Origin of the sequence: Corynebacterium stercoris, assembly GCF_024160105.1 — a bacterium.
In the GTDB taxonomy this organism is placed as follows: Bacteria; Actinomycetota; Actinomycetes; order Mycobacteriales; family Mycobacteriaceae; genus Corynebacterium; species Corynebacterium stercoris.
The window spans coordinates 227,819-246,556 of sequence record NZ_JAMFTQ010000002.1; the positions used below are offsets into that span (position 1 = coordinate 227,819).

Sequence of the window (18,738 nt, forward strand, 5' to 3'; positions counted from 1 at the left end):
CTCCTACGGGAGGATCTCGATGACCTCGCGGATGCTGCCCACGCGGCGGCCCGTCTGGAACGGGATTTCCTCGCGCACGTGCATGCGGGCTTCGGTGTAGCGCATCTTGTGCATGAGCTCCTCGATGCGCTCCAGGGTCGGCGCTTCGAATGCGAGCATCCACTCGTAGTCACCCAGCACGAACGCCTCGACGGTGTTGGCGCGCACGTCGGCAAAGTCACGCGCGGCCATGCCGTGCTCGGAGAGGATGCGGCGGCGCTCCGCGGGCTCAAGCAGGTACCAGTCGTAGGAGCGGACAAACGGGTACACCGTGATCCAATCCTGCGGATCCTCACCCATGATGAAGCTCGGCAGGTGGGACTTGTTGAACTCGGCCGGGCGGTGCAGGCCATTGCCCAGCCAGCTCACCTCGACGAGCTGGCCGAGGGTAGTCGTGCGTCGGAAAGTAGCGAGCGCCTGCTGCAGTTCGGAGAAGTGCTCGGCGTGCCACCAGATCATGAAGTCCGCGTCAGCGCGGATGCCCGTGTTGTCGTAGATGCCGCGGACCGTGACCTTGCCCTCCTGCTCGAGGTTGGCGAAGAATGCCTCCGCCTCCTCGATGATGCGGGAGCGCTCGGTGCCCAGCGCGCCGGGAATGGCGCGGAACACCGCGAACTGCAGGTAGCGCTGCATAGAGTTCAGTGCGTCGAAGTCGAGCTTGGCCATGGGTGCATGGTCCTTTCTGCCGCGAGGCGTATCATCCAAAAGTCGGATTTCAGTCTACCCCCGCCTCCACCGCACGCGGCCACCGCCGCCCGCTGGACGGCGCGCCTCCCACCGAAGTCAGCCACCCCTGGATAGCTTTAGAGCCTGTGAAGCACACGGACACCTCCCCCGCCGCCCCCACCCCGCTGGGCGGCGAGCCCGCGACTGGCGCTCCCGCGACCACCCCGGCGGAGTTCGCCGCCGCTGTGGAATCCATGCACGCGGCGCGGCTTCGCCCGGAGATCACCCTGGGCACCATCCGCCCGCCGCAGCGCCCCGCGCCCTTCAGCCACGCCGTAGGCCTCGAGGTGGACCGCGGCGACGACACCGACCATGTGCCCATCGACAGCGAAGGCGACGCGTTCGGCCGCCTCATCCTGCTGCACTCCCCGGACGCCGAAGAGGCGTGGGAAGGCTCCATGCGGCTCGTGGCGTACATCCAGGCCGACATGGATGACGCGGTAGCGTCCGATCCCCTCCTGCCGGACGTGGCGTGGCAGTGGCTCAACGAGTCCCTCGCAGACACCGGCGCCGGGTTCACCAACCTGGGCGGTACCGTGACGTCCACCGCGTCGGTGCGCTTCGGCGAGATCGGCGGCCCGCCGCGTGCCTACCAGTTGGAAATGCGCGCCTCTTGGACCGCGGACGGCTTGGACCTCGCTCCGCACGTGGAGGCGTTCGCCAGCGTGCTCGCCCACGTCGCGGGACTGCCGCCGGAAGGCGTGACCGAGCTCGGCCGCCGCTAACCCCACCTGCTGCGCGGCCGGGACTACACTGCTGCGATGTGACGCAACACCCGGACTACACGCTGGTTGACTCCCCCGCGGGGTTCCGCCGCGCTGCGCAGGCGCTGGAAGCGGGTCGCGGGCCGTTCGCCGTCGATACCGAGCGTGCGTCCGCGTACCGTTACGACGATCGCGCATTCCTCGTCCAAGTCCACCGCCGCGGCGCGGGCACGTTTCTTTTCGCCCCGGAGGGCCACCGCGATGCCGTGCGCGACGCGCTGGAGCCGGTGCTGGGTGGCGCCGACTGGATCATCCACGCCGCCGGCGAGGACCTGGCGAGCCTGGCGCTCCTCGGACTCCACCCCGCCACGTTGTTCGACACCGAGCTCGCCGCCCGTCTCGCCGGGTTCGATCGACCGAACCTGGGTGCAATGGTGGAGCATTACACCGGCACGCACCTGGAGAAGGGCCACGGCCGGGAAGATTGGTCGCTGACACCGCTTCCTGCAGACTGGCTCGACTACGCCGCACTCGACGTCCTCTACCTCAATGACCTCGCCGAGGCGCTCGCGGAAGAACTGGCGGCCGCTGGCATGCTGGCCGCCGCAGAGCAGGAGTTCGCGCACCTCATCCGCACTCGCAGCCTGGCTCCCGCACAACCCAAGACGTGGCGCGACATGAAAGGCGTGCAGGCCGTGCGCTCCCCCGCGGGCCTGCAAATCGCCCGCGCGCTGTGGCAGGAGCGCGACGCAGCAGCGCGGCACACGGATGCGTCACCCGCCGCGCTGTTGCAGACAAAGGTCATTGTCGCCGTCGCGCAGGCGCAGCCGGGCACGCCGGACGAGCTCGCGCGCGTCCCCGGTTTCCCTGCCCGCAAGCGCGGCGCCACCAGCCGGTGGTTTGGGGTGGTCGAGGCGGCGCTTCGTGAGCGTCGGCAAGCATGGCCCGAGCGCACCCGCCGCGACCCGCACACGCCGCCGTCGAAGCCGACGTGGGAGCGCACTTACCCCGAGTCCTTCGCCGCCCTGGAGCAGGCTCGCACGCGGGTGGCCGCCGCCGCGGGAAACCTCGGCATCCGCCCCGAGGACTTGCTCAGCCCGGCAACGCTGCGCGAAGTGATGTGGTCTGCTGCCGCACGCCCGCTCCTTGATGCGCACGACGCGTGCCGACGCCTCCTTGCAGCCGGCGCCCGGGAGTGGCAAGCCGAGATCGCGGGACCGCTCCTCGTAGCGCCGCGCGCCGCCGAGGACTAGTTCTCCGGCGCCGCGTTCCACTCGCGGATCTGCCCCGCCCACTCGCGGACCTGCTCCGCCGCGGAGACCGCGTCGAGGCCGTATTCGGCGAGAAGCTGACCGCGCGAGGCGTGCACGGGGAAGATGTCGGGGAAGGCCAGGTGGCGCAGCGGGGTATCGATGCCCGCGGCCGACATCGCTTCAGCTACCGCGGAGCCGACACCGCCGCGCACGGTGCCGTCTTCGTAGACCACCACCATGTCCGCAAGTGCCGCCATGCCGAGCACGTCGGGTGATACCGGTATCACCCAGCGCGGATCGACCACGGTGACGCGGATGTTATCCGCCGCGACATCCTCGGCAACAGAGAGCGCGTAATCCGCGAACGAGCCGACGGAGATGATGAGCACATCGAGGGTTTCATCGTCCTCAGCATCGGCCTGGTTCGCGCCGGTGGCGGGTGCACCGTCGGGGAAACGCAGCACGTCCACGCCGCTGGGCAGGCGCATTTCCGCATCGATGTCCTCGGCCACGCCGCCCTTGGGGAAGCGCACGACAGTGGGCCCGTCCTCGATAGCAATCGCCTCTCGGAACTCCTCGCGCAGGCGCGCGGCATCGCGCGGCGCGGCGATGCGGATGCCCGGCACGATAGAAGCCATCGCCATGTCCCACACGCCGTTGTGGCTGGCTCCGTCAGAGCCCGTCACCCCGGCGCGGTCCAGCACCAGCGTCACCGGCTGGCGCAGCAGGCCAACGTCCATCAGCAGCTGGTCGAACGCCCGGTTGAGGAAGGTGGAGTAAATCGCCACCACCGGGTGCAGCCCGCCGAGAGCCAAGCCCGCGGCCGAGGTCACCGCGTGCTGCTCGGCGATGCCGACGTCGTAAAAACGCTCCGGGAACTGCTCCGCGAAGGGCGCCAGCCCCGTGGGACCAGCCATCGCGGCGGTGATCGCCACAATGTCGTCGCGCTCGTGCCCGGCCTTGAGCAACTCCTCCGTGAACACCGACGTCCAGCCCGGGGGCGATTCGGAAAGCGCCTCGCCCGTCACCGGGTCGATGATGCCGGTGGAGTGCATTTGATCCGCTTCGTGATTCACCGCCGGTGCGAAACCGTGCCCCTTCTCGGTGACCACGTGCACGATAAGCGGGCCCTGGTAGCGGCGCGCGTAGGAGAACGCAGCGTCAAGGGCCTTGAGGTCGTGGCCCTCGACGGGGCCGATGTACTTCATCCCCAGCTCGGAAAACATTTCGGTGGGCACCATCTGGGAGCGCACCGACGCCTTGAACGCGTGCAGCGCCTCGAAGGTGCGCTCGCCCACCCAGCCCATGGACTTCAAAGTCTTCTTACCGGACTCCATGACTTCGTCGTACGCAGGCTGGATCCGAATTGATGCCAGCTGATCGCGCAGACGCTTGAGGTTCTTGGCGAACCCGCCGATGGTCGGCGAGTAGGAGCGGCCGTTGTCGTTGACCACAATGACCACGTTGCGGTCGCTCGCCGCGATGTTGTTCAGCGCCTCCCAGCACATGCCGCCGGTCAGTGCCCCATCGCCCACCACGGCCACCACGTGCTCATCACCGCGGCCGGTGAGTTGCTTGGCCTTCGCCAACCCGTCCGCGTAGCTCAGCGCGGCACTCGCATGCGAGGACTCAGTCCAATCATGCTCCGACTCGGCGCGGGAGGTGTAGCCGGAAAGGCCGCCCTTCTGCCGCAGCGTGTCGAACTTGCCGGCGCGCCCGGTGAGGATCTTGTGCACGTACGACTGGTGGGAGGTGTCGAACACGAACGGGTCATTCGGCGAATCGAAGACCCTGTGCAGCGCAATCGTCAGCTCCACCACACCGAGGTTCGGCCCGAGGTGCCCGCCCGTTGCCGACACCTTCTGAATCAGCATCTGCCGAATCTCATCCGCGAGCTGGCCCAACTCCTCTTGCGGCAGGCGCTTCAGGTCCGCCGGCGAAGCGATGGAATCTAGCAGTCTCACGGTTCGGTTGTGCTCCTTCGGTGCAGGCTGTTTCGCTTCCCCGCAATATTACACGGGGCGCATGTGGCCCTGTCTCACAGTTCGCTTTCGGGATTTAGCGGGGAGACAGTTCGACGATGGTTTCGAAATGGTGGGTCGCCGGGAATGCGTCGATAAGCAGGATGCGCCGCGCCGCGTACCCAGAGGCCGCCCACGCGGCGAGGTCGCGCGAGAGCGTCGCCGGGTCGCACCCGATGTGGATCACGCGCTCAGGTCCGGCCGCAGCCACCGCCTGCACCACGGCTTCCCCCGCACCTGCGCGGGGCGGGTCCAGCACGACGAGGCCCGGGGCAGGCAGCGTATCGACGCTCAATTCCACCCTCCCCCGGTGCACCTCCACCGGGATCTCCGCGAACGCCGGCTGGGTGCGCGCGGTAGCTGCCGGAGAATAGTCCACAGAGTGCACGCGCGCGCCGGCCGCGGCGTGAATGGCGGGCGCAAACGCGCCGACGCCGCCATACAAATCCCACGCGTCGTCGCGGCTGTACTCGCCTGCGCCCCAGTCGGCGATGACATCGGCGTACGCCTCGGGGGCGGCGCGGTGCGCCTGCCAGAACGCGGTCGCCGGGAATGCGAACTCTGCGCCGTGGACACGCTCGGTGACCTCGCCGGAGCCTTCCAACACCGTGCGGATGTCCTCCACGCGGCGCCCGCGCTGCACGCGGCTGGTTTCCACGACATGGCGGGTGGTTCCTGAGTCCATGACTGCCACCACCTCAGACCCCGGAGTGAAGCGGGCCTCCCCGATAAGGCCGTCGGTGAGCCCCGGCACCGGCTGCGTGCAAGCCTCGGAGGCGATGACGTCCGCGGAGCGGGCGCGGCGCACCCCGGCGCGACCCTGCGCGTCGACACCGAGACGCACGCGGGTTCGCCACCAGCTGCGCGGCTCGAGGCTTTGGGTGGCGATGGCATCTACGTCAATCCCGTCGAGGGCGCCGGAGCGCCCCGCGAGTGCGGTCAGTTGGCCGCGGAGCACATCAAGCTTCAGGTCGAGCTGGCTCGCCGGGTTGATGTGGGAGAAATCGCAACATCCCGCACCCGCCGCAGCTGCCGGGCAGGCGTAGGGCACGCGCATAGGCGATGCCTCGACAACTTCCAGGAGATCGGCGCGGGCCCACCGCTTCTTTGCTTTGGTGATGGTGGCGGCGACGGTATCGCCCGGCAGCGCGCCCGCGACGAACACCACGCGTCCGTCCGGGTCGGTGCCGATGCCTTCCCCACCGTGCGCCATGCGCGTGATGCGCAGCTCCAAGCGGGTGGTGTCAGTGGTCTCAGCCGCCATGCCTAGCGGTTGTCGGCGTTAGCGCCGCCGTTGTTGATCTCCATGATCTGGCGCAGCGCGTCGCTGAGTGCGTTCGGGTTGCCGCCGGTGGGCGCCTGGCCGGTAGCGGAGGCGCCGGCGTGCTGGTTGGCGCGGGCCTCGACGGCCTGCTGCACCTGCGCCGCCAACTGCGGGGGCAGGGTCACGGGCAGGGAGTTGCCCGCCAGAATCGGAGACTCGCCGCGGTAGACAAAGGAACGCGCAATGGTTTCGCGCCCTAGGTCCGCCATCGCGTCTTCGCGTCCGCTCGGGGCCGCGAGTGTCACGCGGTAGAGCCAGCGCGGGCCCTCCACGCCGATGATGCGGATCTGCCCGTTGCTGCCGGTGCCCACAACCTCCGGGCCCCACGGGCCCTCCTCGACGTGGCACGGCATGCCCTCGGCGGTCATTCCCTCGGCGATCTCCTGCACGGAGCTCTCCCACAGGCCGCCGGTGCGGGGTGCAGCGAACGCGACCGGGGTCAGGCGGCCGTGCGGGGTGACGATGTGGACCATCTTCGGGCCCTGGTCGCCCATCTCGACCTGCACCTGAGTTTCCTTCGGCATGGGCACGCGCATGGAGCCCAGATCGAGCACCACGTCGGAGAAGTCGGAGAAGTCGAAGTCGTTGATGTCAACGTTGTCGCCGTCGAACGGGCCGGTAGAACCGTTCACCGGGTCATAGTTCTGCAGCGGCGCGGTGCCAGCAGCCTGGGCGACCGGCTCCGCAGACACCTGTGCGGCAGGGGCAGCGGCAGCGGCCTCGGGGGTTTCCTCGCTGACGTCGGCACGCGTCGGCTCCTCGGTAGCTGGCGTCGGCTCGGCGGCGAACTCCGTCGCCTGCTCCTGCGCAGGCTCAGGGGCGTTGTCATTGTTCTTCTTCTTGCCAAACGGCCACAGGGCCATCGTGGTCTCACTTTCCCCGCGCGGACCGCGGTGGGTTGAGTTGGGCTATCTGAGTCGACCTTAGTACCGCTGGCGGTGCGACTACCGGCGGCCGCGCTTAGTGCGTGCCGGTGGAGCCGTAGCCGCCGGCACCGCGCTCCGTGTCGTCGAGCTCTTCGACCTCTTCGAAATCCACGAGCTCCACGCGTTGGACTACCAGCTGCGCGATGCGCATGCCGCGGGTGATCTCAATCGGCTCGGAGCGATCGGTGTTCAGCAGGCACACTTTTAACTCGCCGCGGTACTGCGCGTCCACTGTGCCGGGGGAGTTGACAATGGTGAGGCCATGCTTCGCCGCAAGGCCCGAGCGGGGGTGGATGAGCCCGACCGTGCCCATCGGCAGGGCGATGGCGATGCCGGTGCCCACCAGCGCGCGCTCGCCGGGCGCCAAGGTCACGTCCTCGGCTGCGTACAGATCCGCGCCAGCATCGCCGTCGTGGGCGCGCATCGGCAGCGGCAGATCCTTGTCCAGGCGCTTCACGCGGAGCGTGCCGACGGTGTTTTCGAAGCTGTTGTCGTTCACGTGCCCCACCCTACTAAGGTTGGACAGGTGACCGACTTCAGCGTTTCCTCCTCCGGGCCCGGCGCGGCCGCGCCGCAGGTCTTGTACTCGGAACGGCAGTGGGTCCCGTGGTACTGGTGGGCCGCCGGCCTCGGCCTGACCCTGCTGCTGTCCGCCCAATTCGCCTTGAACCGCAATGTGTGGTGGTTCATCATCCCGTTCATTGCCGTCGGCGGGCTTGTCGCCTGGTTCCTCACCTGGTTGTCAAAGACCGTGGTGCGCGTTGAGCTGGAGGCGGACGGTACGCGCTGGCTGAATGTGGAGGACGCGAACCTCCCCGCCAGTGTGGTGTCCAGGTCGATGGTGGTGCCGGCGTCGGCACGCCAGAACGCGCTCGGCCGCCAGTTGGACCCGGCGGCGTTCCTTGTTTCCCACGCGTGGGTGCCGGAGCATGTCCTTTTAGTGCTGGACGATCCGACTGACCCGACCCCCTATTGGATGGTGTCCGCCCGCAACCCCGAAGCTGTGCTCGAGGCCTTTGTCCCGGGCCAGCGGGACACGGGCGAGCCGGTCTAACTACCCCGGCGATTACTCGCAGTCGAGGCAGATCATGGAGCCATCCGGCTCCACGTGTGCGAGGCGCTTGCGCTTCTGCACCAGGAAGCACGAGGCGCAGGTGAATTCGTCGTCCTGGCGCGGCTTGACCTCGACGTTGAGCTCCTCGCCCGAAAGATCCTGGCTGGGCAGCTCGAAGGGCTCCACAATCTCACCGTCATCATCCATGCTGCTGCCAGCTACCTCGGCGGCCTTGAGGCCCTCGAGAGAATCGGTCTCGAGTTCGTCGTCCATCCGGCGGCGCGGCGCGTCGTAATCGGTAGCCATGGTGAGTCCTCCAGCAAGTGCAGTCATGCGCAGTTTCTTGCGCGTTTGAGGCGGAATACTAAAGCAACCCGCGCGCTATGTCATCTGCCCACGTCAACTGGGTAAACGGGGGTAATTTACGGCCCCTCCAACGCGCGCGTGGCACCCGCCGATTCCAGCAGGTCGTAGAAGCTGTCCCACAACCGTGGCGCGGCGGCGATGAGCGGCGCGCCGACATCAGCTTTGTCCTCGAGCCCAGGGTGGCGAACCACGGCCCCCGCCTCAGCCGCGATGACGGCACCGGCGGCGTAGTCCCAGGGGTGCGTGCCGTGCTCGTAGTAAGCGTCGACGCGGCCTTCCGCCACGTGGCACAGATCGATCGCCGCTGAACCAAGGCGACGGATGTCGCGCACCCGCGGCAACACGAGGCGCAGGATCTCAGCCTGGGCCGCGCGCCGGTTGGCGTCGTAGCCGAAGCCCGTTGCCACGAGCGCGAGGTCCGTGTTCTCCGCCCGCGAGGCGATGAGCCGCGTGCGTTCCCCGCCGCGCTCCACGAAAGCGCCCTCCCCCACCGCCGCGGAATACACGTCGCCGCTCGCCACGTTCACCACCGCGCCCGCCGCCAGCTCGCCGTCGACAGCCACGCCGACCGATACCGCGTAGATCGGCAGGCCGTACAGGAAGTTCACGGTGCCGTCGATGGGGTCCACGACCCACTCAATGCCCGTCGTGCCGGCGACGTTCGCTCCTTCCTCGCCCACAATGCCGTCGTCGGCACGCAATTCGCGCAACCGCTCGGCGATGCGCACCTCCGCGGCCCTGTCCACCGCGGTGACGGGATCCACCGGCGTGGATTTTGTTTCCGTCACCTGCGCGACGGAGCCGTGCTTGGCCAGGAAGTCGCGCTGCAGCACGATCAAATCGGCGGCATCGGTGGCGAGGTCGATGCAGATGTCGCGGAGCTGGGCGTGGTTGGGGCGTGAGTCCATACGTTCCATCGTGCCCCCAATCGCTGCGTTTTGTACACTGCTCGGCATGGCAGGAGCGGAGAATCTTGGCGTAGGCGTGGATGTCGGCGGTTCCGGCATCAAGGGCGCAGTGGTGGACCTGACGACGGGCGAGTTCGTCGGCGAGCGAGTGAAAATTGCCACCCCGAAACCCGCCACCCCGGACGCTGTGGCCGCAGTCGTCGCCGACGTGGTTCGCGAGCTTAAGTGGGACGGCCCCGTGGGTGTGGCACTGCCCAGCGTGATCAAGCATCAGATCGCAGTGACCGCCGCCAACATCGACAAGTCCTGGATCGGCACCAACGTGCACGACCTGCTCGCACGTCACCTCGGCGCGCGCCAGATTGCCGTGCTCAACGACGCGGATGCCGCCGGCCTCGCCGAGGTTGCCTTCGGCGAGGAGGATGCCAAGCGCGGCGCGGTCATCTTCCTCACCTTCGGCACCGGCATCGGTTCCGCGTTCTTCGCCGACGGCAGGCTCTTCCCCAACACCGAGCTGGGGCACTTGCTTATCGACGGACGCGATGCAGAACACCTCGCATCTTCCGCAGTCAAGGACGCTGAAGACCTCAGCTATCCGGAGTGGGCCACCCGCGTGGACACCGTCCTGAAGGAATTCGACCGCCTCTTCAACCCGGCCGCGTTCGTGGTCGGCGGCGGCATTTCGCGCAAGGCCGATCGCTGGGTGCCGCACCTCACCGTCGACGTGCCGGTCATCCCGGCGAAGCTGCGCAACCGCGCCGGCATTGTCGGTGCCGCGATGGCCGTCCGCGAACACGTCGCGCCGTAGCGCTGTTTCCGGCCAAGTACCTCAGATACTGCGCGTTCGGCGGGTCGGTGGAATATAATCGCCGGCTCATTGTTACTATGGGCGTTCTGAAATCACGGACAGAAGTCCGTACCCTGGTGTGCCAATACCTCGGCATATCCGGGGACCGCATCCAGCCCGTGCCGCGGGTTGGCCGCGGAAACTGATCCGAATTGGCGAAAGGGCGTACGTGGTAGCCAGCGAAGCTTCAGGCGACAACACCGTCACCGGCGCAGTGGATGCGTCTTCTGGCGGCGAAGCCAGCACGGAATCCACCACCGGCACCGCCGCCGGCACTCAGCGGACGGCGAAGAAGACCGCCAAAAAGGCTGTGAAGAAGACAGCCAAGAAGACCGCGAAGAAGGCCACCAAGAAGACGGCCAAGAAAGCGGTGAAGAAAACCGCGAAGAAGACAACTCGCAAGACCGCCGCTGCCGAGAAGGCCGAGGTCAAGGACGAGGCGCTCGTCACCGACCCGGAGCTCGAGGACGAGACCCTTGCAGCCGCCGATGACGATGAACCCGCCGACCTCGAATACGATCCGGAAGACCCGGAGCTGATCGACGACGAGGACGAGGCGTTCGACGACGAGCTGCCCACCGACCTCGAAGATGACGAACTTGAGACGGACGAACTCGGCGACGAGGAAGAGTCCGAGGATGATGAGGACGAGGAAGAAGAGGAGGAGGACGACGGTTCCTCCGTGTGGGACATCGAGGAGTCCGCAGCGCTTCGCCAGGCGCGCAAGGACGCCCAGCTCACCGCTTCCGCCGACTCAGTCCGCGCGTACCTGAAGCAGATCGGCAAGGTCGCCCTGCTCGACGCCGAGCAGGAGGTGTCCCTGGCGAAGCGCATCGAGGCTGGCCTGTACGCCCAGTACCGTCTCGACGAGATGACCCGCGCCGCCGAGGAAGGCGACAAGGACGCGAAGCTCACCCCTGCTGTGAAGCGCGACCTGCGCGCCGTTGCCCGCGACGGCCGCAAGGCGAAGAATCACCTGCTCGAGGCTAACCTCCGCCTCGTGGTTTCTCTGGCCAAGCGTTACACCGGCCGCGGCATGGCGTTCCTGGACCTGATCCAGGAAGGCAACCTCGGCCTCATCCGCGCCGTGGAGAAGTTCGACTACTCCAAGGGCTACAAGTTCTCCACCTACGCCACCTGGTGGATCCGCCAGGCCATCACGCGCGCGATGGCGGATCAGGCCCGCACCATTCGTATCCCGGTCCACATGGTGGAGGTCATCAACAAGCTCGGCCGCATCCAGCGCGAGCTGCTGCAGGACCTCGGCCGCGAGCCGACGCCACTTGAGCTGGCGAAGGAAATGGACATCACCGAGGAGAAGGTCCTCGAGATCCAGCAGTACGCCCGCGAGCCGATTTCTCTCGACCAGACCATCGGCGACGAAGGCGACAGCCAGCTGGGCGACTTCATCGAGGACTCCGAGGCCGTCGTCGCCGTTGACGCTGTCTCCTTCACGCTGCTCCAGGATCAGCTTCAGGATGTGCTGCACACCCTGTCCGAGCGCGAGGCCGGCGTTGTACGCCTGCGCTTCGGGCTTACCGACGGCATGCCCCGCACCCTCGACGAGATCGGTCAGGTCTACGGCGTGACCCGCGAACGCATCCGCCAGATCGAGTCCAAGACGATGTCCAAGCTGCGCCACCCGTCCCGCTCGCAGGTGCTGCGCGACTACCTGGACTAAGCGGACTCGCTCTCACCTTTTCGCCCGGATGGATTCCGCCGGGCGGAATTTTTGTGTCCGCCTTGGCATTGTGGTCCGGACGCGGAGTGCCCAATGCCCGTGGCTTGGGTCTGCCGCGCGGAAGACCTTCAACTCCCGCTCGAGGGTTGTCCGCCGCGCAGAAAAGACCGCTTGTCGCATCCAAGGCTCAGCCCGAGTCCGCCTGGCGGAAGACCCTCAACCCCGACTCGACAGTTGTCCGCCGCGCGGAAAACACCGCTCGTCGCGTCCTCGACGAGTTCCGCACGTACTAAAACACCCAACGACCCCACCGCGCCCTGGGCAGACGCACACCAGCACAGGCCTACACCGCACGCCCCAAAGCCACCCCCAACGACAACCCACAAGAAGAATGGCGCACCCGAGACGACATCGTCTGCAACAACGGAAAAGTCACCGTCAGATACGCCGGCAAACTCTTCCACCTCGGCATCGGACGCGCCTACAAAGGCCAAAAAATCCTCATGGTCATCACCGACAACCACATCATCACATCACTGGCCGAAACAGGAGAAGTCATCACCGAGCACTACATCGACACCAGCCGCGACTACCAAATGGCCTACTGGAAACACGGCGACCCACCACTAGACCCCCACTAACACAAAACCGGTGCCCCAGAACACAAAACACTGAGGCACCGGTTTGTCCACAATGACGCGACTCACCCGTCAAGCATGTCGCGACTCATGAGACGGGTTAGCAGGCGGGTGGGGGGGTGTGGTCTTGACGGTTACTAAATGAACATATAGGCTGCTAAACATGAATTCAGTTTCTGAGTCTTCCGATCTGACCGGGCGTGCCCGTCTCCGTGATGCGGCGATCGAGTTGTTCGCGGAACGGGGGTTCGACAAGACGAGCGTGAAGGCAATCGCGGAGGCTGCCGGGGTCAGTCCTGGACTGGTGATCCATCACTACGGGTCGAAGGACGAGTTGAAGCGCGTCTGCGATGAGCATGTGATCGCCAAACTGCTCGATGAGCGATTCGCCTCAGCGGAGACTCCCTCCCCGAACCTGGTGCAAGCGCTTCTGGCCGAAGCCTCGAGCGCGGGCCCGATGTTCAACTACCTCGCCCGCCTGCTGATCGAACCGGGTAAGGCCGGTGACGAACTGCTCGCCCGGCTGGTGGCGAGCACCCGGCAGAACCTGGCCGAGGGGCGCGAGTCTGGTTCGATCAGGCCTGCATCTGATCCCGAGGCGACCGCGATGCTGGTCACCGTGTTCGGGGTCGCGCAGTTCTTGGTGCGTGATCGCTTCGCGCAGGTCTTGGGGGCTGACCCGTTCTCGGCTGAGGGGGCGGCACGGCTCACGCTCCCGACTCTCGAAATCTTCACCGAGGGCCTCTATGCCGATACGGGGCTGCTTGAAGCGGCTCGAAGCGCCCTCGCAGGGCAGAGCGACGCCAAGTCGAACGACGGAAGGGATGGCGCATGACCGCCGTCATTGAGACACGCGAGTTGCAGAAGAAGTACGGCAAGCACCTCGCCGTCGATGGGATCGGCCTGCGCGTCGAACGGGGTTCGGTGTTCGGGTTGATCGGTCCGAACGGTGCGGGCAAGACGACGGTGTTGCGGATGCTGGTGGACATCATCCGCCCGACCGCTGGGGAGTTGAGCGTGCTCGGTTCCGTGCCACGCCGTTCCGGTACGGCGCTGCGTCGTCGTATCGGCTACCTGCCGGGCGAGCTGAAGCTGTCCGAGCGCATCCGTGGCGGCACGCTCTTGCATCACCTGGCTCAGATCAGCGGTCCGGTCGAGCCGGGCACGATCGAGGGCCTGGCAGAGCGTCTGGGTCTTGACCTGAACCGTCCTGTGAGGGCGTTGTCGAAAGGGAACCGGCAGAAGCTGGGCCTGATCCAAGCGTTCATGCATCGGCCGGAGTTGATAATTCTCGATGAGCCGACCAGCGGCCTCGATCCGTTGGTGCAGCGCGAGTTCCTGGCGATGGTGCGCGAGGCACGCGAAGCCGGGCAGTCGGTTCTACTCAGTTCGCACATCCTGACCGAGATACAGCACTCCGCAGATGATGTGGCGGTTCTCGCCGGCGGCAGGATCGTCGCCCAGGGCGACGTGTCCTCGCTGAGACTCTCCCGCGTCGCCCGGCTGAGCGCCGTGCTCGCAGACACCACCGCCGACGCGGCACGGGCGGCGCTCGCCACGTTGCCGATACTGGATGACCTCGACGCGGAAGCGACCGCCTCGGGCGATCTCGTGAGGCTCAAGGCCACCATCCGAGGCGAGGCCGACACGGTCGTGAAAGCCCTCGCGCAGTTCACCGTGCGCGACCTGACCATCGAAGAACCCGACCTCGAAGAGTCGATCCTCGACCTCTACGCGCGAACGAACGGCACCAGATGACCACGGCAGCACTGGCCCCGGTTTCCCGACCCACCGCCCCGATCTTCTCCCGGCACCTGCTCGACGGCTGGCGCGGGCAACTCGGCTGGTCGCTCGGCATCGCGGCCGTGATCGGGATGTACCTGCCGTTGTTCCCCTCGCTGCAATCCCCGGAACTCGCGCAGTTGATCGACAGCCTGCCCGCTGAACTGGTGAGCACGCTCGGGTTCAACCAGATCGCCAGCGGAGCAGGTTACGCGCAAGCGACGTTCTTCGGCCTGCTCGGCTTCGTGCTCGCCGCAATAGCCAGCGTCTCCTGGGGCGCGGCGTTCATCGCAGGCACGGAGGAAACCGGGCGACTCGAACTCACCCTCGCGCACGCGGTCGGACGCGCCCAGTACGCGCTCGAAAGTGCAGTGGCACTCATCGTCAAGATGCTCGCCCTCGGCGCGGTGGCATTCCTGCTGATCCTCGCAATCAACACCCCCGCAGAACTCGACCTCTCCGCCACCAACCTCCTCGCCGTAACGATCGCCTGGACAAGTCTCGGCCTCCTCTCCGGTGTCGCCGCTCTCGCGTTCGGCGCCCTCACCGGGCGGCGATCCTGGGCGATCGGAGCCGGAGCCGGGATCGCCGTCCTCGGCTACGGACTCGATGCCGTCGGAGGCACCAGCGAAGACTTCGCCTGGCTATCGAACCTCTCGCCCTACCACTGGGCATTCGACAACACCCCGCTCGCGGACGGCTTCGACTGGGCCGGGCTTGCGCTCCTCTGGGGTCTCTCCGCAGTCCTCATAGGCATCACCGCCTGGGCGCTGTCGCGCCGCGACATCCTCGGGTAACCCATATCCGTCGCCTGAGCAACTTTCCCCTCGCCCGCCCTGACCCCTAGCAACGTGGTGCATCTGCTGACGGGCGGCGGGTACAGCGGCGTCCTGGCGCGCGTGCTGGCGTGGGTGCTGGTGGCGCACCTCCCTTCTGGGAGGCGTCACCGTGGACGAGCACATCACCCCTGCCAGCGACGATACGGCGGGACCGGCTGGCCCGGCCAGCCACGGATTCGAGAGCCCCGAGGGACTACGTGCCCTGTTGATCCGCTTGCATGAAGCCGGGCCTGGGGCCTGGCGGGGTGATCGTGAGGCGGCGGAACTGATGCGATACACGGCAGTGAGGTATCGGCGGCTGGCTCGCAGATACAGGATGGATACCTGGGAGGTCGCTTCGATGGCGTTCGAGGTCACGCTCGCCCCCTCGACGCGGAACGCGGGAAGCGCTGGATAAACACCTTCTCCTAACGACCGCTCCTACTCCCGCGCTTCGCTGGGGCCATCCGCAATACTGCGCCACAGAAAACTTATGATGACTGCGGTAATTAGGTAACCGCTGACCGCATAATTGAAAAGGCCGCTACACATCTCATCGCTGAGTATGTCGTAGATCAGAAAAACGGGTGCTAGTAAAACCATCACGACTAAGAAACGGTATGGAGAAAGCACCTTCCGCTTAGCTGAAAGGTGGACTAGGTACCCCATTGCCATGATGCATAAGGAGACGAATAGCGCGACTACAGCACCAAAAACCACATAGATCATGTTTCTCTCTGAATTCTTTTAGAGGGTGGCCACGACATCCGTTGCGCTCGATCTCATTCTGGAACCTCGGTTCCCTGTGTTGCCTGAGTGGGATCCGGCTGACTATCGGTCGTGGTGTCGCTTGGTGTGGGGGACTCTTCTTCTCGGATTGTTGGAAGTGAAGTGGGCATGCTACCACCCTTCTGTGCCGCTTCACACCTTCAACCCTCACTCAAAGGTTGTCCGCCGGGCGGAAGACCTTCAACCCCCGCTCGACGGTTGTCCGCCGCGCGGATTGCGAGGACGCTGAGACAAAACAACGGCCCCAGCGCGGTGCTGGGGCCGTGAGTTTTCAGCGCGTTTAGTTATTGGACTCGATGCTGTCCATAACCTCTTTCTGGATGCACTCCTGCAGCTTCTGCGGATCATCCTGGTACTGCTCGCAGCGTTCGATCATGCCGCTCTCGAGCACCTGCTGTGCGATCTGGAAGCCGAAGGCAAAGATGGCGCCAGAGACGACGAGCGACACAACACCAAGCACAAGACCGGTGATCGCCTTACCCTTGCCGGACGGTGCACCGGCGGACTGTACTGCGACCTCCACATCCTTGGCGCGACGAATGCCCAAGAAGCCGAGAATGATCGCTGCCAGGCCGAGAATCAGCGCGAACGGGAAGAACAGCACGATGAAGATAAGCGCGATGATGCCGACGACGAGCGCCGCCGTTGCCATCGAGTTCTTCGGTGCCGGGGCGGCCGCTCCGTAGCCCGGGAACTGGCCGTAGCCCTGCTGGGCGTAGCCGTCCTGGCCGAAACCGGTCTGGCCGTACTGCTCGTAGCCTGGCTGACCGTAATCTCCCGGCTGACCGTAGCCGCTCTGCTGACCATACTGGCCGAAGTCAGACTGGTCGTAGCCGGACTGGCCCGGCTGACCGTACTGGTCGTAGCCAGACTGGCCGTAGCTGTTGGCCTCCGTGTTTGGGTTGTAAGCGGAGTAGCCCTCCGGGTGGTTGAAGCCGCTCGGGTCGGGACGGTTCGGGTTCGGGTTGTTCGTCATTGGTGTCTCACTTTCGTCGCGGTCTCTGTCACAAACTCCCCGCCATAGTACAGACGTGAACCCAAGCACCTCGGAACCGGAGATCCACCTCCGACGCGGAACTTCCGGCGCGGGGTTACCAATCCCGCAGGTAGGCGATGCGGTCGCGGAGTTGCTCCGCGTTGCACAAGGCAGTCGGCGGGCCGCCGCAGGCATTGCGCGCCTCAGTATGAATCGCGCCGTGGGGCCTGCCGGTTTTACTGGCGACAATCGCCACGCGGGCGTTCAGCTCCTTGCGCAGCTCGGGAATTTCGTCGGACGCGACTCCCCCGCCCCCAGCTCCACCCGCGGCCGCCGCAGCACCGGCACCACCCGCAGCACCAGCACCACCGGCACCGCCAGAGGCCCCGCCGTCGGAAAGCATCTGCTCCCCCAGGATCTGGGCGCGCTCGCGGGCCTGACGCTCGGCGGCCCGGCGCGCCTTCTCCTCGGCATCGCGGGCGTCGAGCTGGTCGCTTTGGCGTTTGCGCAGGAGGATTTTCACTTGCTCTGCGTCGAGAAGCCCCGGTAGCCCGAGGAAGTCCTGCTCCTCGGCAGAACCGGCGACCGTCGGTGTGCCGTAGGTCGAGCCGTCGAAGATGAGGGAGTCTAGCTCGGCGGAGGCGCCGATGGCTTCGTAGCCGGCGAGTTCGTCCGGTTCGTTCTCGGTGCGGTTCGCCTGTTCGAGGAGTTCGTCGGACCAGCCTGATTCGCGGTGTGGTTTGCCCAGGACGTGGTCGCGGGCAACTTCCATGTCCTCGGCGAGCTGCAGGAGCACGGGCACGGAAGGCAGGAACACTGACGCGGATTCGCCGGGGAGGCGCGAGCGCACGAAGCGGCCGATGGCCTGGGCGAAGAAGAGCGGCGTGGAGGCGGAGGTCGCATACACGCCGACGGCGAGGCGGGGCACGTCGACGCCTTCGGACACCATGCGCACCGCGACCATCCACTCGCTGGTGGATTCGGAGAACTCGGTGATGCGCTCGGATGCGCCTGCTTCGTCGGAAAGCACGACGGTGACCGGCGTTGAGCTGATGCCGGAGAGGATCTTCGCGTAGGCGCGTGCGGTGGTGGTGTTGGTGGCGATGACAAGGCCGCCGGCATCCGGCATATGCGCGCGGATCTTCAGCAGGCGGGTGTGGGCGGCGGTGAGCACGGCCGCGATCCAGTCGCCCTTCGGGTCCAGCGCGGTGCGCCACGCCTTCGCGGTTTGTTCGGCGTTGAGCGGCTCGCCGAGGCGCGCCGAGTATTCCTCGCCGGCGGAATCCTTCCACTGCGCCTCGCCGGAGTAGGCCAGGAACACGACGGGGCGCACGACGCCGTCGCGCAGTGCCTCGGCGTATCCGTAGGTGTAGTCGGACCTCGACACGAGGTGGCCCTCCCCGTCCTCCTCGTAGCGCACAAAGGGAATTTGTGAGTCGTCGGAGCGGAACGGCGTGCCGGTCAGTGCCAGGCGGTGCTCAACATCGTTGTAGGCCTCGTAAATACCGTCGCCCCAGCTCTTGGCATCGCCGGCGTGGTGGATCTCGTCGAGAATCACCAGGGTGCGGCGCGCGCTGGCCACCGCGTGATGCTTGAACGGGTGCATGCCCACCTGCGCGTAGGTCACTACAACGCCGTCGTACGCCGGGTTTACCGCGGACGAGTTCGTGAACTCCGGGTCGAGGGCGAGGCCGAAACGCTTCGCCGCGTCCGACCACTGGTGCTTCAGGTGCTCGGTGGGCACGACGACGATGATGCGCTGCACGCTTTTCGACGCATGCAATTCCGCCGCCAGGGTCAGAGCGAACGTCGTTTTGCCGGCGCCCGGCGTCGCCACCGCGAGGAAATCGCGCGGCTTGGTGGCCATAAAAGAATTGAGGGCCTCT

17 protein-coding genes and 1 pseudogene are annotated in these 18,738 nt (G+C 66.4%); 9 read left to right on the top strand and 9 right to left on the bottom strand.

The genetic code is table 11. From position 1 onward, the window contains the following. Positions 1-3 precede the first annotated feature (3 nt). Entirely contained in the window at positions 4-705 is a 702-nt protein-coding gene (gene hemQ / locus M5J20_RS03250; RefSeq protein ID WP_253576268.1) for a hydrogen peroxide-dependent heme synthase, read from the bottom strand. Between the two features lie 185 nt (positions 706-890). On the opposite strand from hemQ, the gene M5J20_RS03255 reads away from it, so the two are divergent. Further along, positions 891-1,490, top strand: a complete 600-nt coding sequence (locus M5J20_RS03255) for a DUF3000 domain-containing protein (RefSeq protein WP_253576356.1) — start codon at positions 891-893, stop codon at positions 1,488-1,490. 38 nt (positions 1,491-1,528) lie between these two features. Continuing rightward, positions 1,529-2,722 (top strand): HRDC domain-containing protein, encoded by a 1,194-nt coding sequence (locus M5J20_RS03260; RefSeq protein WP_253576270.1) that lies wholly within the window; start codon positions 1,529-1,531, stop codon positions 2,720-2,722. Here the strand turns inward: M5J20_RS03260 and dxs are convergent. The 4 genes from dxs to dut all read right to left on the bottom strand — a co-directional run bounded on the left by dxs (position 2,719) and on the right by dut (position 7,492). After that, positions 2,719-4,686 carry a 1-deoxy-D-xylulose-5-phosphate synthase gene (dxs, locus tag M5J20_RS03265; protein WP_253576272.1) on the bottom strand — a complete coding sequence of 656 codons (1,968 nt, stop codon included), beginning with the start codon at positions 4,684-4,686 and terminating at the stop codon, positions 2,719-2,721. The genes M5J20_RS03260 and dxs overlap by 4 nt on opposite strands. Before the next feature lie 94 nt (positions 4,687-4,780). Further along, positions 4,781-6,007: a class I SAM-dependent RNA methyltransferase gene (locus M5J20_RS03270; RefSeq protein ID WP_253576273.1), complete on the bottom strand. Its 1,227-nt coding sequence runs from the start codon at positions 6,005-6,007 to the stop codon at positions 4,781-4,783. Between the two features lie 2 nt (positions 6,008-6,009). Continuing rightward, the gene (locus M5J20_RS03275; protein WP_253576274.1) at positions 6,010-6,930 is read right to left on the bottom strand and encodes a DUF3710 domain-containing protein; all 921 of its coding nucleotides are present in this window, start codon (positions 6,928-6,930) and stop codon (positions 6,010-6,012) included. 97 nt (positions 6,931-7,027) lie between these two features. Then, on the bottom strand, positions 7,028-7,492 hold the full coding sequence (gene dut / locus M5J20_RS03280) for a dUTP diphosphatase (RefSeq protein WP_367614867.1): 465 nt from the start codon (positions 7,490-7,492) through the stop codon (positions 7,028-7,030). Between the two features lie 27 nt (positions 7,493-7,519). Here dut and M5J20_RS03285 point away from each other — a divergent pair, with 27 nt between their 5' ends. Further along, positions 7,520-8,047 (top strand): DUF3093 domain-containing protein, encoded by a 528-nt coding sequence (locus M5J20_RS03285; protein WP_253576275.1) that lies wholly within the window; start codon positions 7,520-7,522, stop codon positions 8,045-8,047. Positions 8,048-8,059: 12 nt separating this feature from the next. Here the strand turns inward: M5J20_RS03285 and M5J20_RS03290 are convergent, their stop codons facing one another. Together M5J20_RS03290 and M5J20_RS03295 are read right to left on the bottom strand one after the other, a co-directional pair. Continuing rightward, positions 8,060-8,353: a DUF4193 domain-containing protein gene (locus M5J20_RS03290; RefSeq protein ID WP_253576360.1), complete on the bottom strand. Its 294-nt coding sequence runs from the start codon at positions 8,351-8,353 to the stop codon at positions 8,060-8,062. A 116-nt stretch (positions 8,354-8,469) separates the two neighbouring features. Continuing rightward, the gene (locus tag M5J20_RS03295) at positions 8,470-9,321 is read right to left on the bottom strand and encodes an inositol monophosphatase family protein (RefSeq protein WP_253576276.1); all 852 of its coding nucleotides are present in this window, start codon (positions 9,319-9,321) and stop codon (positions 8,470-8,472) included. 46 nt (positions 9,322-9,367) lie between these two features. Between M5J20_RS03295 and ppgK the strand changes: the two genes are divergently transcribed. The 6 genes and pseudogenes from ppgK to M5J20_RS03325 all read left to right on the top strand — a co-directional run bounded on the left by ppgK (position 9,368) and on the right by M5J20_RS03325 (position 15,066). Further along, positions 9,368-10,129 (top strand): polyphosphate--glucose phosphotransferase, encoded by a 762-nt coding sequence (ppgK, locus tag M5J20_RS03300; RefSeq protein WP_253576277.1) that lies wholly within the window; start codon positions 9,368-9,370, stop codon positions 10,127-10,129. 181 nt (positions 10,130-10,310) lie between these two features. After that, positions 10,311-11,849 (top strand): RNA polymerase sigma factor, encoded by a 1,539-nt coding sequence (locus M5J20_RS03305; RefSeq protein ID WP_256478066.1) that lies wholly within the window; start codon positions 10,311-10,313, stop codon positions 11,847-11,849. 263 nt (positions 11,850-12,112) lie between these two features. Then, a pseudogene (locus M5J20_RS03310) lies at positions 12,113-12,490 on the top strand (integrase core domain-containing protein); the annotation flags it as partial. Between the two features lie 160 nt (positions 12,491-12,650). Further along, positions 12,651-13,322 carry a TetR/AcrR family transcriptional regulator gene (locus M5J20_RS03315; RefSeq protein WP_253576279.1) on the top strand — a complete coding sequence of 224 codons (672 nt, stop codon included), beginning with the start codon at positions 12,651-12,653 and terminating at the stop codon, positions 13,320-13,322. Further along, positions 13,319-14,245 carry an ABC transporter ATP-binding protein gene (locus M5J20_RS03320; RefSeq protein ID WP_253576280.1) on the top strand — a complete coding sequence of 309 codons (927 nt, stop codon included), beginning with the start codon at positions 13,319-13,321 and terminating at the stop codon, positions 14,243-14,245. Before M5J20_RS03315 ends, M5J20_RS03320 begins: the two co-directional genes overlap by 4 nt. Then, a complete protein-coding gene (locus tag M5J20_RS03325) occupies positions 14,242-15,066 on the top strand; it encodes an ABC transporter permease subunit (RefSeq protein ID WP_253576282.1) in 825 nt (274 codons plus the stop codon). Before M5J20_RS03320 ends, M5J20_RS03325 begins: the two co-directional genes overlap by 4 nt. Positions 15,067-16,156: 1,090 nt before the next feature. On the opposite strand, the gene M5J20_RS03330 is transcribed toward M5J20_RS03325, so the two are convergent. Together M5J20_RS03330 and M5J20_RS03335 are read right to left on the bottom strand one after the other, a co-directional pair. Next, entirely contained in the window at positions 16,157-16,852 is a 696-nt protein-coding gene (locus tag M5J20_RS03330) for a hypothetical protein (RefSeq protein WP_253576284.1), read from the bottom strand. A 115-nt stretch (positions 16,853-16,967) separates the two neighbouring features. Next, positions 16,968-18,719 carry a DEAD/DEAH box helicase gene (locus M5J20_RS03335; protein WP_253576286.1) on the bottom strand — a complete coding sequence of 584 codons (1,752 nt, stop codon included), beginning with the start codon at positions 18,717-18,719 and terminating at the stop codon, positions 16,968-16,970. Positions 18,720-18,738 lie beyond the last annotated feature (19 nt).

Coding starts and splice junctions, on each gene's coding strand:
- M5J20_RS03275 (WP_253576274.1), bottom strand. CDS start 6,930: ATGGCCCTGTGGCCGTTTGGCAAGAAGAAGAACAATGACAACGCCCCT.
- M5J20_RS03270 (WP_253576273.1), bottom strand. CDS start 6,007: ATGGCGGCTGAGACCACTGACACCACCCGCTTGGAGCTGCGCATCACG.
- M5J20_RS03320 (WP_253576280.1), top strand. CDS start 13,319: ATGACCGCCGTCATTGAGACACGCGAGTTGCAGAAGAAGTACGGCAAG.
- M5J20_RS03325 (WP_253576282.1), top strand. CDS start 14,242: ATGACCACGGCAGCACTGGCCCCGGTTTCCCGACCCACCGCCCCGATC.
- M5J20_RS03295 (WP_253576276.1), bottom strand. CDS start 9,321: ATGGACTCACGCCCCAACCACGCCCAGCTCCGCGACATCTGCATCGAC.
- hemQ (WP_253576268.1), bottom strand. CDS start 705: ATGGCCAAGCTCGACTTCGACGCACTGAACTCTATGCAGCGCTACCTG.
- M5J20_RS03335 (WP_253576286.1), bottom strand. CDS start 18,719: ATGGCCACCAAGCCGCGCGATTTCCTCGCGGTGGCGACGCCGGGCGCC.
- M5J20_RS03330 (WP_253576284.1), bottom strand. CDS start 16,852: ATGACGAACAACCCGAACCCGAACCGTCCCGACCCGAGCGGCTTCAAC.
- M5J20_RS03315 (WP_253576279.1), top strand. CDS start 12,651: ATGAATTCAGTTTCTGAGTCTTCCGATCTGACCGGGCGTGCCCGTCTC.
- ppgK (WP_253576277.1), top strand. CDS start 9,368: ATGGCAGGAGCGGAGAATCTTGGCGTAGGCGTGGATGTCGGCGGTTCC.
- M5J20_RS03290 (WP_253576360.1), bottom strand. CDS start 8,353: ATGGCTACCGATTACGACGCGCCGCGCCGCCGGATGGACGACGAACTC.